Annotated in this window: 5 protein-coding genes; 2 read left to right on the top strand and 3 right to left on the bottom strand. The window is 43.5% G+C overall.

The genetic code is table 11. The features are described from left to right. Positions 1 to 7 precede the first annotated feature (7 nt). Positions 8 to 11,128, bottom strand: a complete 11,121-nt coding sequence (locus R7P67_RS05940; RefSeq protein ID WP_318085903.1) for a tandem large repeat — start codon at positions 11,126 to 11,128, stop codon at positions 8 to 10. 253 nt (positions 11,129 to 11,381) lie between these two features. Between R7P67_RS05940 and R7P67_RS05945 the strand changes: the two genes are divergently transcribed. Next, on the top strand, positions 11,382 to 12,344 hold the full coding sequence (locus R7P67_RS05945) for a peptidoglycan DD-metalloendopeptidase family protein (protein WP_318085904.1): 963 nt from the start codon (positions 11,382 to 11,384) through the stop codon (positions 12,342 to 12,344). 346 nt (positions 12,345 to 12,690) lie between these two features. Here the strand turns inward: R7P67_RS05945 and R7P67_RS05950 are convergent, their stop codons facing one another. Next, the gene (locus R7P67_RS05950; RefSeq protein WP_017635780.1) at positions 12,691 to 13,335 is read right to left on the bottom strand and encodes a CatB-related O-acetyltransferase; all 645 of its coding nucleotides are present in this window, start codon (positions 13,333 to 13,335) and stop codon (positions 12,691 to 12,693) included. A gap of 94 nt (positions 13,336 to 13,429) precedes the next feature. Next, complete coding sequence (gene ampC / locus R7P67_RS05955; protein WP_318085905.1) at positions 13,430 to 14,581, bottom strand: class C beta-lactamase; 1,152 nt, start codon at positions 14,579 to 14,581, stop codon at positions 13,430 to 13,432. A gap of 358 nt (positions 14,582 to 14,939) precedes the next feature. On the opposite strand from ampC, the gene R7P67_RS05960 reads away from it, so the two are divergent. Beyond that, on the top strand, positions 14,940 to 16,343 hold the full coding sequence (locus R7P67_RS05960) for a PLP-dependent aminotransferase family protein (RefSeq protein WP_318085906.1): 1,404 nt from the start codon (positions 14,940 to 14,942) through the stop codon (positions 16,341 to 16,343). Positions 16,344 to 16,801 lie beyond the last annotated feature (458 nt).

Genomic DNA, 16,801 nt, shown 5'->3' on the forward strand with positions numbered 1-16,801 from the left:
GCTTTATTTATGCCGCATTTTTTAAAGTTTTGTTATCACTAAAATATCGGTTGTAAACAGCACCTAAGGAGGCTGTACTTGCGAAACGATCATAGTTAAATGTTGCTTGAGCCTCTTCCGCAGAGGCGGAAAGCTTGTTGGTACCATTTACATAAATCGTCACTACACCCTCCTTGAGTCCTGAGAGATCTAAATCAGTTGTCCATGAGTCTGAAAGCACGGTAGCCATGCCTGTGGCTTCTGTACCATCAGCGTCGACTGCTTTAATATCTATGAACTCACCATCTTCAAACCGTTCACTGCTACCACTTACTGTCACGCTTTCCACTCCAGTAACATCGTTGATAACGTCTAGGTGTATTGTCGGTGTAATTGGCATGGAGTAAGCCGTGTTCTGACTACCGGTATTCCCTGATAAGTCTTGGTAGTCACGAACAAGCAACGCCACATTGAGCTCTGACGTGCTTGGTACCACCACATCACCAGTCCAAACACTTGGGTCCGCGGTTGCCACTAATGAAGTGATCGTGGTACCACCTAACTCCGCTGCGGCGGATTGCAGATCTTTATCGAATTCCAGCGTCACCGTCACGCTTTGGCCGATGGCTTGGTGCTCAGGCGTAAACGTCACGTTAGTCAGCGTTGGCAGAGACTGCGCCAGTGTAAAGCTCTGGCTTTCACTCACTTCAATGCCCGCTGAGTTCGTCCCCGTCACCATCACAGTATAAGTGCCATTGGTTTGGTGACTCATATCCATTGCGTCACTGACCCAAGTGCCACCAGCTTGTACCGTTGCACTGCTGCTTTTTAGTACCGTCGCGCTGCCTTGGGCTTTCACTTCAAGACGCAGGGACTGGCCGTCAAAACGTGTCGACGTGCCTTCGAATTGTAGCGTGGCGGCAAGCGTTTCATCCACACTGCCCACCGGCGTGATGGCTAAGGTCGGCGTGATCGGCATGGAGTAAGCCGTGTTCTGGCTACCGGTATTTCCTGATAAGTCTTGGTAGTCACGAACAAGCAACGCCACATTGAGCTCTGACGTGCTTGGTACCACCACATCACCAGTCCAAACGCTTGGGTCCGCGGTTGCCACTAATGAGGTGATCGTCGTGCCACCTAACTCCGCCACGGCGGACTGCAGATCTTTATCGAATTCCAGCGTTACCGTCACGCTTTGGCCGATGGCTTGGTGCTCAGGCGTAAACGTCACGTTAGTCAGCGTTGGCAAAGACTGCGCCAGTGTAAAGCTCTGACTTTCACTCACTTCAATGCCCGCTGAGTTCGTCCCCGTCACCATCACGATGTAAGTGCCATTGGTTTGATGACTCATATCAATCGCGTCACTGGTCCAAGTGCCACCGGCTTGTACTGTCGCGCTGCTGCTTTTCAATACCGTCGCGCTGCCTTGGGCTTTCACTTCAAGACGCAGGGACTGGCCGTCAAAACGTGTCGACGTACCTTCGAATTGTAGCGTGGCGGCATGCGCTTCATCCACACTGCCCACTGGCGTAATAGCTAAGGCTGGTGTAATCGGCATGGAGTAAGCCGTGCTCTGACTTCCGGTATTCCCTGAGAAGTCTTGGTAGTCACGAACAAGCAACGCCACATTGAGCTCTGACGTGCTTGGTACCACCACATCACCAGTCCAAACACTTGGGTCCGCGGTTGCCACTAATGAAGTGATCGTGGTACCACCTAACTCCGCTGCGGCGGATTGCAGATCTTTATCGAATTCCAGCGTCACCGTCACGCTTTGGCCGATGGCTTGGTGCTCAGGCGTAAACGTCACGTTAGTCAGCGTTGGCAGAGACTGCGCCAGTGTAAAGCTCTGGCTTTCACTCACTTCAATGCCCGCTGAGTTCGTCCCCGTCACCATCGCGGTATAAGTGCCATTGGTTTGGTGACTCATATCAATCGCGTCACTGGTCCAAGTGCCACCGGCTTGTACTGTCGCGCTGCCGCTTTTTAGTACCGTCGCGCTGCCTTGGGCTTTCACTTCAAGACGCAGGGACTGACCGTCAAAACGTGTCGACGTACCTTCGAATTGTAGCGTGGCGGCATGCGTTTCATCCACACTGCCCACCGGCGTGATGGCTAAGGTTGGTGTGATCGGCATGGAGTAAGCCGTGTTCTGGCTACCGGTGTTTCCTGATAAGTCTTGGTAGTCACTAACCCGCAACGCCACATTGAGCTCTGACGTGCTTGGTACCACCACATCACCAGTCCAAACACTTGGGTTCGCGGTTGCCACTAACGAGGTGATCGTCGTGCCACCTAACTCCGCTGCGGCGGATTGCAGATCTTTATCGAATTCCAGCGTTACCGTCACGCTTTGGCCGATGGCTTGGTGCTCAGGCGTAAACGTCACGTTAGTCAGCGTTGGCAGAGACTGCGCGAGAGTAAAGCTCTGACTTTCACTTACTTCAATGCCCGCTGAGTTCGTCCCTGTCACAATCACGGTATAAGTGCCGTTGGTTTGGTGACTCATGTCCATTGCGTCACTGGTCCAAGTGCCACCGGCTTGTACCGTTGCGCTGCTGCTTTTCAATACCGTCGCGCCGCCTTGGGCTTTCACTTCAAGACGCAGGGACTGACCATCAAAACGTGTCGACGTACCTTCAAATTGTAGCGTGGCGGCATGCGCTTCATCCACATTACCCACTGGCGTAATAGCTAAGGTTGGTGTGATCGGCATGGAGTAAGCCGTGTTCTGGCTACCGGTATTCCCTGAGAAGTCTTGGTAGTCACGAACAAGCAACGCTACATTCAGCTCTGACGTGCTTGGTACCACCACATCACCAGTCCAAACACTTGGGTCCGCGGTTGCCATTAATGAGGTGATCGTCGTGCCACCTAACTCCGCCGCGGCGGATTGCAGATCTTTATCGAATTCCAGCGTCACCGTCACGCTTTGGCCGATGGCTTGGTGCTCAGGCGTAAACGTCGCGTTAGTCAGCGTTGGCAGAGACTGCGCGAGTGTAAAGCTCTGGCTTTCACTCACTTCAATGCCCGCAGAGTTCGTCCCCGTCACCATCACAGTATAAGTACCATTGGTTTGGTGACTCATGTCCATTGCGTCACTGATCCAAGTGCCACCGGCTTGTACTGTCGCGCTGCCGCTTTTTAGTACCGTCACGCTGCCTTGTGCTTTCACTTCAAGACGCAAGGACTGACCGTCAAAACGTGTCGACGTACCTTCGAATTGTAGCGTGGCGGCATGCGTTTCATCCACACTGCCCACTGGCGTAATAGCTAAGGTTGGCGTGATTGGCAATTCGTGAGCGGTGTTATCCTCACCTATGTTGCCAGTCAAATCTTTAAACTGACTAACAACCAAGTCGACACTTAACAGCGCGGTGCTCGGAACTTGTACATCACCAACCCAGACCTTTTTATCTGCCGTTGCTGACAGAGAACTAATGCGATTGCCGCCAAGCGTAGCGGTCGCCTCTTGGAGCTCTTTATCAAACTCAAGCGAGACACTCACGCTTTGCCCCACGCTCTGATGCTCGGGGTTAAATGTCACATTGGTCAGTTTTGGTAAGGTTCCTTCAACCGCGATACTTAAACTGCTTCCTTTTCCAGGAATGGTGTTGATACTTTGGTAGCTATCATCCTCTACCTGTATTGTTATGTTTTTATCTTGCTTTTCTGGACTGATGTAATTAACCGTCCACGTAACGTTGTCTGAAGTGGACCACGTATCTTGCTTTAACGTTCCTGTTGCACCGTTATCACTAGCGACAAGGTGGACATCTGAGATATCAAAGTTAGTAACTTTTTCTGTAAAGTTAAACGTAAGTGTAATCTCTTCACCTCCAAAAAGAGGGGCGCTTGAAGCAGTAGATATACTTAGCCCGGGAACGGTTGCAGCTTCCACATGTGCGTCAATAGAACTCTCGTTCTTATTATCCACTTTGTCTGTTGCTGCTACCGTGATCGTATGATCGCCTTTCGGTAACAAGTAGCTTATGACATAAGGCCCCGCTTCGGTTGTTGGCTCAGTAATCGCTTGAGGAGCCACTGTGCTGCCACCACTCACCGCTTTTGACGTGACGAGATTTAAATTTTTATCTGTAATGTATGCACTAATTTCTAGTTGATACTTATCGTTTGTCGGCACCTTAGAGGTTTGATTAGCACTTAAGCCCGAAATACTTGGAGCGTCATAATCAACAATAGATTCGATAACCTTTCCATCATAACTTTTGCCTAGTAATTCAAAGCTTGTATTCTCTCTTCCAACTGAGTCCGTCACTGTCACTTTAAGGGTATATGACCCTTGGTTATCGACGGCAAAGTTCATCATTCCATTACCACTAGATGAGATAACATCACCTGAGTAACGCAAGGAATCACCGAGGCTTGGAATAAGCTCCACAGAATACTGTGAAGCTTTCACTCTTTCTCCTTCCACCGTAGATACCGTAAACGGCTGGCTCGCCTTGGTTAAAAACAGTTTCCCACCCTGCAAACTCGTAATTCCATCGAAATCAACTGTGACTTTAGGAACACTAATATCAATGACTTTTCTGATGTCTGAATATAGCCCAACACTATCTGTTGCTTTGATATCAACCGTGATTGAACCACGCCCCTCTAACTGAGATTTTGATAGTTCAAAGTACGTAGATGAACCATTCCCATCCTCTACTCTTTCTTCTTGATAACTCGGGTTTAAAACCGAGTAGTTTACTTTTGCGAGGCTGCTACCAGTGTCCGTTATGTCAAAACGAAAACGAACATTATCAGGATTTGTTGGCGATTCGGTTACGATAATCTCATCGCCAACACTTGGAGGTGTGTTGTCAACTTTAATATCAACGGTCGCTTCACCGACTCTCGACCACACATCCGTTGCGGTAATAATTGTCCTGATCGTTTTTCCATCAGCATCGCTAGGAAGTTCACTCGTAAATGTTGAACACTTGTAGGTTGGATCATCTGCACACACCTCCAATTGTGCAAACTTCTCCGGATTATCTTTATAGTTGTAGGATTCCGTTCCAAACCTGGCCATCACATTGTCTAGTCTAGAGTTTTCATACAGCTTAATTCTGAATTTGGCGACAAGCTGCTGACCATTAATGGTTGTGTTTCCAACCGGATCAGTAATTTCAACGACTACCGAACCTTTAGGTAATTCAAGCAGTAGATCGTGCTCTGGCGTCAAGTTTCCTGCTAAATCAGATAAGTTCTTGATTTTGTATTCTTGAGTTGTACTCAGGCCATCAATAATATCGGCATAGGATTCAGAATACGTACACTTGATATTTCCAACACCTTTGGCACAAGTCGTTGGTGTATAAGCTTTGTTGCCAAGATTACGAACTAACTTTGGATATTCATCTGAACTTTCGGTATTCACGCCTGATAAAGCATCATTGAAAGAGAGCTCAAATGTGAGCATCTTCTTCTTCAAAGCTTCATCAAACCAAACATCACTTCCTTTAAAACTGTATGAGTTACCATCTACGACTGTCGGTGCATCAATATCCACCATCGAGAAATTGAACTTGTTGATCGTTTCACGCCCATTTGTACCCAAGGTTTTAGTGATCAAAGTAACAGGTGCTTTGGTCATGTTTTGCCCAACATTGACACTACAACTGTAAGGTTCTTGCGATACGTTGATAACACCAGAAGTTGGTTGCTCATTAGTTGGTGGCGCATCTAGAGAGTTGTATTCTTCACGAACCCAACACTCTAACGTTTTGGCTTTGACCGCACTCAATGTAGTAAAGGTGACATCAAGAACACCATCAGATAAGTAATTTTGGAAGTCCAGCGGGCTTTCAACTGTTAGAACCACGCCTTCACGCTGTACGCTAAAGGTTTGGTTTACTTTTCCAACCTTTCGGTCTTTTTCATCAAGGTAACGAACTTTGTTATAAACTTTGATATCAAGTTCATAATTACCATCTTTGGCAATTTGTGTAGAAAGCAACGTTGCAGTCCAAGTGCCATCTGCGGTTTCTGAGAACGTAAAGTTAGTCCCGTTTTGCTCTCCAGAGAATCTATAAGTTGAGTCAATTCGATCAACGCCACTATCATCAACAATATCAAGCGTCAGTACGATATTTCCATCTTGATAGATGGTGTTGTTTGTAATTGGCGTTCCATCCGTGTAACTCATCGCCAGCGTCACCTGCGGGATTGAGTTGTACACTTTGACGGTAAAATCTTGCTCATCACTGGTTAAGGTTGTGTTGCCACGAACATCAGACCCTTTTAAACGAACCTTGTGTGTACCCGTACCTAAATCACCAAGGCTCACTTTGAGATCCTCATTGATTTTTGTACCGGGAGAGCCAGGTAATGGTTCCAGATCGCTAAACGTCCAATACTCTAGGCTTTCTCGATTTACGCCATTAATTGAAACATCACCGTTTGCATTTAGGTCTAGCGCCGTTAGGTCAAAGACATAGTTACCTAAGTAGTAGTCATTCGCATTGAAACCACTTAAGCCTAATGTTGGCCCATCACGATCAAGAATAACCTTGTGCGTGTTAGAACTAGACTCAAAACCATAAATATCGGTTGCTTTTACATACAATGACGTTGTTTTTTCATCTTCAGAAATGTCTATTTTATCTGTGTCACTCTTGATAAGAGACATGACAAACTCTTTAGATGAATCCGTTGGCACAATTGTCTTAATTGGCGAATCTTTACCACTTTGATACAGCGAGACTTGCTCAAGGTCTGAATCGTCTATTACGGATTTAAATCGCACGTTGAACTCACGCCCTATGACATAGTTCTCTTTGGACAATGTGTCTTCAACCCAAGGTGTATTTAGGATGATTTCAGGGCCTTTGTTATCGACTTGGAATGTGAATTTCCCTGTTGTACTGACATTGGCAGGGTAAGCGTTGTCCGTCGCAGTGACGTAAAACTCATTCCATTCATCGTAATCAAATGCTTTTGAAACCAGTTGGACTTTGACGTCAGGCTGTTCACCAACTAGGTATGGTACGTCACACGCCTCTGTTAGAGGGTCACAGCTTTCTAATGTCAGAGCCTGACCAGATCCGCGGCGCAAATCTATTTTTACGTTATTGCCAGAGCTTAACGTCCCCCAATCAATGACAGGTGTCCATTGGTTATTACCACCTAAACGGCTTTGAACCTGCTCACTTTTTACAATAGGAGCTTCAGAGTCGATACGAATATTGAATCTCGGAGCGGTGCTAGTTAACTCTGAAACGGAGTTACCTAAGTTGTCCTCTGCTGCGGCAACAACTAACCAATCTCCATCACCAGGATAAATCGTAGAGCCTTGATTTGAACAAATCTCTCCCGTACATAGTTTGACTTTAAACGCGTCTTTCGAGTTACTTGCAAAGTTTTCTGGTGTGTATGTTACTTTTTCACCGGTTTGCTGGTAGAAAACAAGGCCCCTCGAGGCAAGCTTATCACCAACAATATCCTCAACCTTGAAGGTTAATTCATGAGTATTGTTCGCATTTAAATAAATACCGTTTTCTACAGGTTTACCATCGACATCATTGGGTGGAAGGTAACTGGCCTTAGGGAAATCGTTATCAATAAACACCGATTCTATAAACGGAGATTTACCATTATAACCATACGCATTGCCATGTGGGTCCATAGCACTGGTCTCCACGGCAAACTCTATAATGTCTTTTAGTTCACTAGACTGGGAGTTAAGGGTGAAGAAGTACTCTTTTCGATAAGCATTGCTGCTGTCTGAGTTTTCTACGATGTTGATGTCCAGTGGTATTTCAATATTTGGCTCATTAGCTTGATACCACATCGTGCTAAACTTCGGACCATAAGCGTCGGTTCCTACAATACCAGAAGGATCGTCTAGGACAATTTTAGAAACAACCTCGCCAGCGATATAAAGCCTATTACCAACCATCGTCTCTCTACCGCTTTCAATGGTTAATTTTGGCTGCGGCGGCAAGGTATCGATACTGCTACCCTCTGAATCAAAAATGTTCTTACCATTTAAGTCAGGATTAGCCATCGAAATATCATCAGCATAGAGCTGCGCGATATTGGTCTCAATACCGTATTTGCTCGCCATGATTTCATAATAGGATTGCGCCAGATCTTTTCGGTAAGTTTCAGCGCCAAACGTGTAAGAATCGAGCGTAACTTGACTTCCTCCGGCCCCTATACCATTTGCTTTTCCATCGTAGCTAAAATCATCGTAAATAGCAGATGCAAAATCTAATGAGTTATTTCTTGGCATTCTCTCGGCAATACTATCAATTGCTTCAACAAGGAATCGGTGTAGATAGTCATTTGATGGCTTGTCTGGAATCGCTTTAGTCGTAAGCATTTCATTGGTTGCATAAGACACAACCGTTGGATCAAACCCAAAGAATGAGTTGTTATTCGTACCTGATAACGCGTAGCGCACCTCATCAAGAATTTGAATCGCACGTTCTGAAGTTTTCTCTCCCGCTGTCACTTGATCCCACTGGAAATCAAACAAACCAGTCTGATATGTCGATAGTTCAGTAATATAGTAAGTTTGAGAACCTTTGAGCTTAAAATACACACCAATATTGGCCTTGTTTAAGTCAACCGTTACTTTCTTGGTCCCTGGATCTCTTTTCCATTGGTAATAGTATGGCTCACTACCTTCGATACCAATTAAACGAACACGCATGAAATCATAATTCACTACGTCAGTTGTGGTTTCACAGCTCGCTACGTCAAGAGCCATAGACTGGTCACTTTCCAGTTGCTGGATAGTGGTACAACTTGCAAGTGAAGTGAATTCACCACTTGGGCTCAACCCTTCAAGTTGAGCTCGCGCACCAATAAATGGTGTCACCACTTTTATGGTTGGTAGGTCAAAGCTACTTCTAAAATATACTTCTCTTGGAGTGCTTTCGTTATCAGACTCATCGACGGTTTGAATGACTAACTTTTGACTACTGTTTTCTGATACCGATTTAAAGCTGTCACCCAAAATATCTCTTACAAAAGGAATGTAATAGATGACATCCTCTACTCGCCCATTGCTATCTAACAGCGTTTCGTGCGGAATTTTTGCGATGTAATCGTCATCGGATGCGGTTGTGTCAATAACTTGCTGAAGTGAGTAGTTGTTATCGTTGTTTTGGCTTACGAAGTACTTGACGACGAGCTTAAGCTTATTAGCGTTGGAGCCTAAAACCGTATCGGTGTTTACGTCTGAAACTTTCACACGAACATAAGGGATTTTATTCTCTTTCAATAAATTAGCGTTGAAGTTACTAAAATCTATCCCTTTTAATGAGTTCTGAATCCCTAAACTTGCGTACGCATAATCAATCTTCAGGAAATCGCGGCTTGCTTGAACATTGTCTGGGGTGTACGTATCTTGAGAGTAGATACCATCGTAAGTGGTTCGTTCACCATCTAAACCCACATTTACGTACGTCATTGACGTACCTTCAGGATAGGTTATCGTCTGTGCTGGCGCTTGATCGTCACGACTTACTGCATGCTGCGCAGAGCCCGTATTGCCTTTGCTATCCCTCGCTCGAACCTCAAAGACCGTCGTAGATAGGAATTCATCAGTTGGGTAAGCCTTACTAAACTCACAAGCATTTCCAGACTCTACAGTGACAGGAGAACATGTGACGCCCTCATGTAAGCCATCTTTAAATGAAATACTGACCGAACTAATCTCTTGCGAGCTTTCTTTTACAACCCCTTTCAGAACGTATTCTTTAAGTTGGTTATTAATTGCACTCGCCGATGTAATATCGATAACAGGCGCATCGTTATCCCATTCAAAGTTGATATGAAGACCCGAATGGCTGCCTGGAATTAACTCATTACCCAGTACATCCGCTGTATATAAGACTAACCGTGCTGCTGTTACGTTTGAGAGCCCTGTGGCAGGGTTCATATCTACACTATCGATCTCTTTGGTATTAATGTTAACTTTAACGTTGGTCTCTCGAAGGCCAACTTCAAAATCATCAAATTCAACCGAACAGAATGTGCTTCCAAAATCTTGTATGTCGTTACATTGAAATTCACCAGACCAAGAGCCATTAATCTGATACTGAATAAAGGCGGATACGTCTTCTACACCGATATCATCAACAATTTTTAGGTCAACTTTATCGGTGCCTGCAAGTACATCACGGTCAATGCGTGTCACGATAGGCGCTGTGGTATCAATCTCCGTCCCATCTCGCGGTGGAATGACGCCATCTGTACTGCCATATGTACCTAAGTCATTAAGCTTCTTACTAAAGTCGACATAGTCTGCAGCATCAGTACCTGAAATATTGATACTTGGGTCGTTTACCACGATCAAAACGTGCTGAGATAAGTCACGTGTGTAAACGTCGCTGTTTATCTTTTTCTGTCCAAAGCTGAGGGGAGTCACTGCTCCGGAAGTCTGGCTCACTTCAAGACCATCAAGAACACCATCTGCAATAACATCCCGATATTGGATGTCAGCGAAGTGCATCGAAGTGTAGACGTTATCGCTGTTGCCGTATTTTTTAATAAGATCGTAAGAGTAAGACGAGTATGCTGTTAATAAAGCGCCGTATTGATGCCCTACACTAGCAAAGCTGCTTTGCCCACCTTTGGTAATATCAATAGGTTTGGTCTCATTTACGTCAAAGCCATACATGCTATTGATACTATCCAAAGCAGTTGAAAAGGCACTTTCATCTGTGGCCCCCTGAGAAATTTTGTACTTTGCCAAGCCTGCTGCCAAGTTCGACAGCGGAGTAAGCATTAACTTTTGCTCACTCCCCTCTTTAAAGCTCACAACACCTTCAAATTTAAGTGTCTTCGCATTACTCACAGATACCGTTTCATTTGTAAACGGATCGGTATAACTCCCCTCTTTTGCAACAACAAAAAGAGGCATTGACGACGATTCAAACTCTAGCAGATAGTTTCCGAAGGCATCAGACGTCGTGTTAGCCAACTTCCGACCTAAGTTTCCATTTTTGAACTCGAAAACCTCAATCTTGGCGCCATTGACTGGGGCGTCAAACACCATACCGGAAATGCTTCCTTTGCTTCTAGCTGGAGGTGTGTTGTCTCCTCCATCACCACCACCACATGCACTCAATAAAAGAGATGTAAGCGTAAGACCTAATGTTAATTTCAGCGTATTTTTAGCGAACATAGTAATTTGGCAAAATATATTTTCCCGAGATTATATTATTGAAAAATATTTTCTCAACGTGACATTAACACCAACAAAATAGGCATAAACACCAAGCCAACCGTCACTTTGACTGAATTATTAAAATTATTCTCACATCCTATAATTATTAACTTAGTTAAAACAGAGGAATTACTCATGCTTTAATGCTAGTTTTTATTTAAAATATTATACTCTACGCACAACTGTCAGTATTGATAAATCAACAAAACTAATGACTATTTTAATAATAAAAAGGAGTGTGCAAGCTCCTACCGTAGCCCTTATCACTACTGCGTTAATCATATTGATTAGCGTATCGCTTTCTCCCTACTTCCTCACTCCTGTGGATAGGCTACCTACCATCAAGCCTTTAGAATTCGAAAGTGAGAATGTGCAGCCACCAATTAAAAAGAATACTCGTAGGCAAAAAATCACTATCGGTGTGGTTGAATACTCTTTTGTCGCTTCATTATTAAAATCAGGAGTGAGTCAAAAAGAGATCAACTTGCTATTAGCACTGATCAAAAGCAAGTTTAATATTATTGACTCTATTAAAAGAGGTGATAACTTTATCTTAAGAACTAAATTAAATAGTAAAAATGAAACTTACATTAGTTCTTTTTACTATTTAGGCAGTAAAACTGATTTATTTATTATCAATGATGGTCACGGCAACGTATTTGATGAGCATGGTGTGTCGATAAATAATCAGTTCATGTTTTCTTCACCCTTTGATAAAAACTACAGAGTGAGCTCTGACTATGACTTAAAGCGAACACATCCAGTGACCAATATAACGACTCCGCACTTAGGCACTGATTATGCCACACCTGTAGGTACACCGATTCGTAGTATTGCTGATGGCATCGTTTTAAAGTCCCGCTACAACCGTTTTGCCGGCAACTACATTAATATCCGCCACACAAATGGCTCTGTATCACGCTACCTACACTTATCTCAGCGCAACGTCCATGTTGGTGAGAAGATCAGCCGAGGACAAGTGATAGGGAAAACGGGTAACACAGGAAGAACAACAGGGCCGCATTTACATCTTGAACTGCACATCAATGGTGTTCCGGTTGATTACGAGCGATACATTCAAAGGCACCCAAACACTGACGTAAATATAGAAATGCTGATTGCAGCGAGAAAAGAAAAAGCGGAATTAACAGCGGAATGGCAACGGTATAAGTAGTCAAACAGGTAACAACAGCCACTTCGATTCGCTCTTTCTTCATTTATCTGAAGCGAGTCCTCGTAACCCTCTGAGCGCTTCGTAGTCTGTCGCACTAACCAATTTCAGGATCAAAAAGAGCCGCTACATGCGGCTCTTAATAATTATAGTTTCCCGATATTCCATCGGTTTCCCCTTTACCAAACACGTTGTCCTCTTGTTCTTGAACGCAAGTGGTGCGCGCCATTATCATATTCACATAAAAAATCAATAAAAGAATAAAATGATTACTCATTGTATTGGTTAGATATTTAATACAAAGAGGCCCAACAATGGCCTCTTTCTGATTTTTTAAATGGTGACGTTGTCATGATACTGAATGGTTTCTATCATATTCAGCGCTTGCCTTTCTCAGCCCTTCTAAATCGTCTGAACATAAAAATCTCTTCAGGCTGTCGATTTTCTTATCAGGCCAATCATATATCCTAAGAGCAAGCAGTTCGTCTATCGTCTCTCGAGAAAAGCGATATTTGACATGCTTAGCTGGTGAACCCGCAACCATGCTGTAAGGCTCAACATCTTTCGTCACCACACTGTTTGCCGCAACGATTGCTCCTTCTCCGATAGTCACACCCGGCATTATCATGGATCGCATACCGAGCCAGGCGCCATCGCCAATATGAGTATCTCCTTTCCCGACGTACGCTTCTTCAATAAAGTCCATAAATGGGTACAAGGAGAACCAATCAGCTCTATGTGTACTGTTTCCCCCCATAACAATCACAACTTCCGCTGCAATACAGACAAAATCACCTATATGTAACTTATCAATCTTCCATTTTGGTTCCCAATCTCGGCTGAACTCATCGCCTTGTAGATATCTTACAACAGACTCTTCAAAACCGGCGTCCCAACAATCACTGTAATAACTATGTTTACCTTTAATCGTTATATTTGGGTTCGTAACAACTTCATGTAGCAAAGTCACCTTAGACCAATGCTTAGTTTTCATGAATACTCCTATAAATACTATCGAATAAAACACTGCAGATAGTATGTATCTAAATAAGCTCTAATAATTACGTAGTGCCTATTACCACTAAAATTCACTTCACCACTGAGCTAATAATATGGTAAGCAGCCTCTACTCTTTCGGCATTAGGGTAGTTTTTATTCGCTAGAATCACTATGCCTATTTTTTCAGAGGGTACATACGCGACATATGCCCCAAAGCCACCTGTTGAGCCCGTTTTGTTATACCAAATGTCTCGACCGAGAGTACCGGATTCACTTGCTTGAACCGGTTTAGCGTTGAGAATTACGTCGCTGGAGTTACCTTTCAATAATTGTGAAAGTGAGACGGGATAATCATAACCTTCCCACCCTACTGCTTGCGTAAATGTATCGGTATTAAAATACTTAATGTGAGTTTGCTCTAGCGCATTCTCCATATCATTATTCAGTTGCGCTTGCCCCATATTTGCTTCGATATATTGAAGCATATCTGAGCTCGTTGATTTAATACCATAGGCTTGCGCATCAAGAATACCTGGATTAACTCTAACGGGGTTTCCCTCAGAACTATAACCAAAAGCATAGTTATTAAGCTTATCCTTTGGTACATCGACAAAGGTATTGGTCATACCGAGCTCAGGCAGGATGACGGTTTCCATCATTTCCGTATAGTCTGACTTCATACTCAAGGCACCGATGTAGCCAAATAGACCAATACTAGGGTTTGAGTACTTCCTCTTAGTACCGGCTTCGTACTCCGGTTTCCACGTTTTGTAGTACTGCATCATTTCAGCGTCGTTCGTTACTTCGCTAGGAAATTGCAATGGTAGACCACCCGCAGTGTAGGTGGCGACATGAACTAGCTTGGTATTACCCAGAGCACTATTCTCTAATTCTGGAATATAATCTTTGACCTTGTCATCCATGTCTAGCTTACCTTTTTCTTGGGCATACCCAGTCAAAGTAGCGGCAAAAGTTTTACTGATAGAACCGAGTTCAAAAATTGTGTCGTTGGTGACTAAACTCCCCTTACTTTCGTCAGCAAAACCGTAATTGTAAAAATAACGCTTGCCATCAATCGTTACTGCAACAGCCAACCCCGGAATGTCGTATTCGTTTATTAATCCTTTAGCGCATTCATCAACTACGCTCTTTAATTGACTGCTAACCGTTAACTCCGTTTTCGCAAACGTGACGAAAGAAGTGAGCGATAAAATGGCTACCAAGGCATTGTTTAACTTCATTAAACCCTCAACTTTTAATTTTCACTTATAATTAATTTCTAGTTTATTCCAAGGCTTTTAACTTTTTATATAAAAGTAATCCCGACTTGAAGAACTCCTATCGTTAACCCTCGATGAATAACACTGTGTCTTCAAATTTTAGTGCGATATAAACAGGTCTAAACCTGATCACCGTTGATAAGTAGGCCGATTAGGTACGAATGTGAGTAACATCCGTTTGCAAAATGGGGAAATAGTGTTCTCAAATGCGCTTTCTCCATACCAAGATAACGGTATACTAGGTAGATATACTTGGTATATACAGATCCACATCCTCACACCGCTTTAGAACCACTTTTCAACGTCTACAGAGGAAACGATGCCATTTTCACTACACTTCGAAACAGGAAAAGTCACCAGCCAACAACTTTATTCCGAGATATACCAAGGGATATTAGAAGGCAGATTACGATCAAATGAGAGATTACCATCAACTCGCATGCTGTCGAAAAAGTTAGGCATAGCAAGAAACACTGTCATTTCGGTGTATGAGCGACTTCAGTTCGAGGGGTGGATAGTAAAAAAGGCAGGGTCTGGCACGTACGTAAGTAATGCTCTAGAACAAACGGTGAATCAAGATAAGAGACCAATAAAACACTACCAACTAGGGGTGTTTGGCACTAACGCAGCGAAGAAGCCAGAGATCATCGCACCAAAGAATCTAGACTATGACTTCACTTTAGGCGTTCCTGATCATCAGAGAATAGCAAAGCATATTTGGCGACACTCAAGACTGAGTAGGCTCAATGCATTAACTCCAGAGTTTGCACATGGTGGTGATTTGCAAGGGTTAGCTTGTTTACGAGAGTCTATCTGCGAGTATGTGAGACACTCGAGAGGCGTAATCTGTGACCCTGAAGACATCATCATTACGCAAGGGTGCCAGCAGGCAATAATGACGACTCTCCTAACATTACTCTCTCCCGGGGATCTCGTGTCGACGGAAGATCCAGGATATCCTGTTTTTCGAAATCAAGCTCGATTACTTGGCGCGCAAATAGGCTCCGTGCCGATGGACGACCAAGGTGTTGTCGTTGAATCAATCCCTTCTAATACCAAAATTATTTATACAACGCCTAGTCATCAGTTCCCTTTAGGCTTTAGCTACTCAGTTGAAAGGAAGTTAGAACTGCTGAGATGGGCAGAAGTTAATAACGCAATCATTATCGAAGATGATTATGATGCGGAATATCACTACCTCAATACCAGTAAGCAAGCTCTCAAGTCACAAGATAAAAATGACTGCGTCATTATGGTAGGCAGTTTCTCTAAAATACTATTTCCCGGCATACGCATTGGCTATATGATTCCACCAAAGTCTTTAATGGAGCCAATTTCAAATATGTTGTGGCACTTGGGAAGAAGTACATCTGTAGTGTCTCAAATCCTACTTGACGAATTCATGCGTGACGGTCATTTCTCTCACCATTTACTCAATATGAATAAAATCTATAGCGAAAGGTACCATAAACTCACTCAATTAATTGACAACGTAGATTGCTTACAACGTATTCCAAGCCAAGGTGGATTGCATATAGCAGCTGAAGTATCGGGATGCGCGACACAAATGATGAATAAACTGGCTTCATCAAATGTAGCGGTTTATCCATCATCGCATTTTTCTATCAACAATCATTCTAATGCCCTCTTATTTGGGTTTGGCATTATCCCTATCCAAAAAATAGAAACAGCATTTAATATTATTCAATCAGTATTGGATTAAAGCAGATATAAAATTATCGTTTTGCTCGGTATCAATTTATCGTCTTGTTATCACCAGCAGAGTCAGGGGCAACTGCGAACTTGGAACGCTTTTCAACCAAATAAGAGTTCACTACGAATTGTGTCGCTCTAACCCGCTTGGTTTGGCTTCAGCCCCAACACTATATTTCTTCGACTGTAGACGCACTAGGTTCAAGTAAAGCGACGTATCACGCTGACACTTTCAGCGCCACCAGCAACCCTATTGCGTAAATCATCTTCTTTTAAGTTCACATCGAGCATTCAATGAACCTTATTTTTCTAATATCGAACAGTAAGTTCTGCTTAACACTCTATCAAAACACTATCTTTCGCTAGATGTTAAAGAAGAAAAGACTTCAAGGTAATTAAGGATTTGTTATAGAGTATTGACCTATATAATAAAGATCACAATCACGACATTAATCTCCAGTAATTTAC

Source organism: Vibrio sp. Vb0937 (genome assembly GCF_033338855.1).

Excerpts from the sequence above, each read along its gene's own strand:
- R7P67_RS05940 (WP_318085903.1), bottom strand. The coding sequence starts at position 11,128 with ATGTTCGCTAAAAATACGCTGAAATTAACATTAGGTCTTACGCTTACA.
- R7P67_RS05945 (WP_318085904.1), top strand. The coding sequence starts at position 11,382 with ATGACTATTTTAATAATAAAAAGGAGTGTGCAAGCTCCTACCGTAGCC.
- R7P67_RS05950 (WP_017635780.1), bottom strand. The coding sequence starts at position 13,335 with ATGAAAACTAAGCATTGGTCTAAGGTGACTTTGCTACATGAAGTTGTT.
- ampC (WP_318085905.1), bottom strand. The coding sequence starts at position 14,581 with ATGAAGTTAAACAATGCCTTGGTAGCCATTTTATCGCTCACTTCTTTC.
- R7P67_RS05960 (WP_318085906.1), top strand. The coding sequence starts at position 14,940 with ATGCCATTTTCACTACACTTCGAAACAGGAAAAGTCACCAGCCAACAA.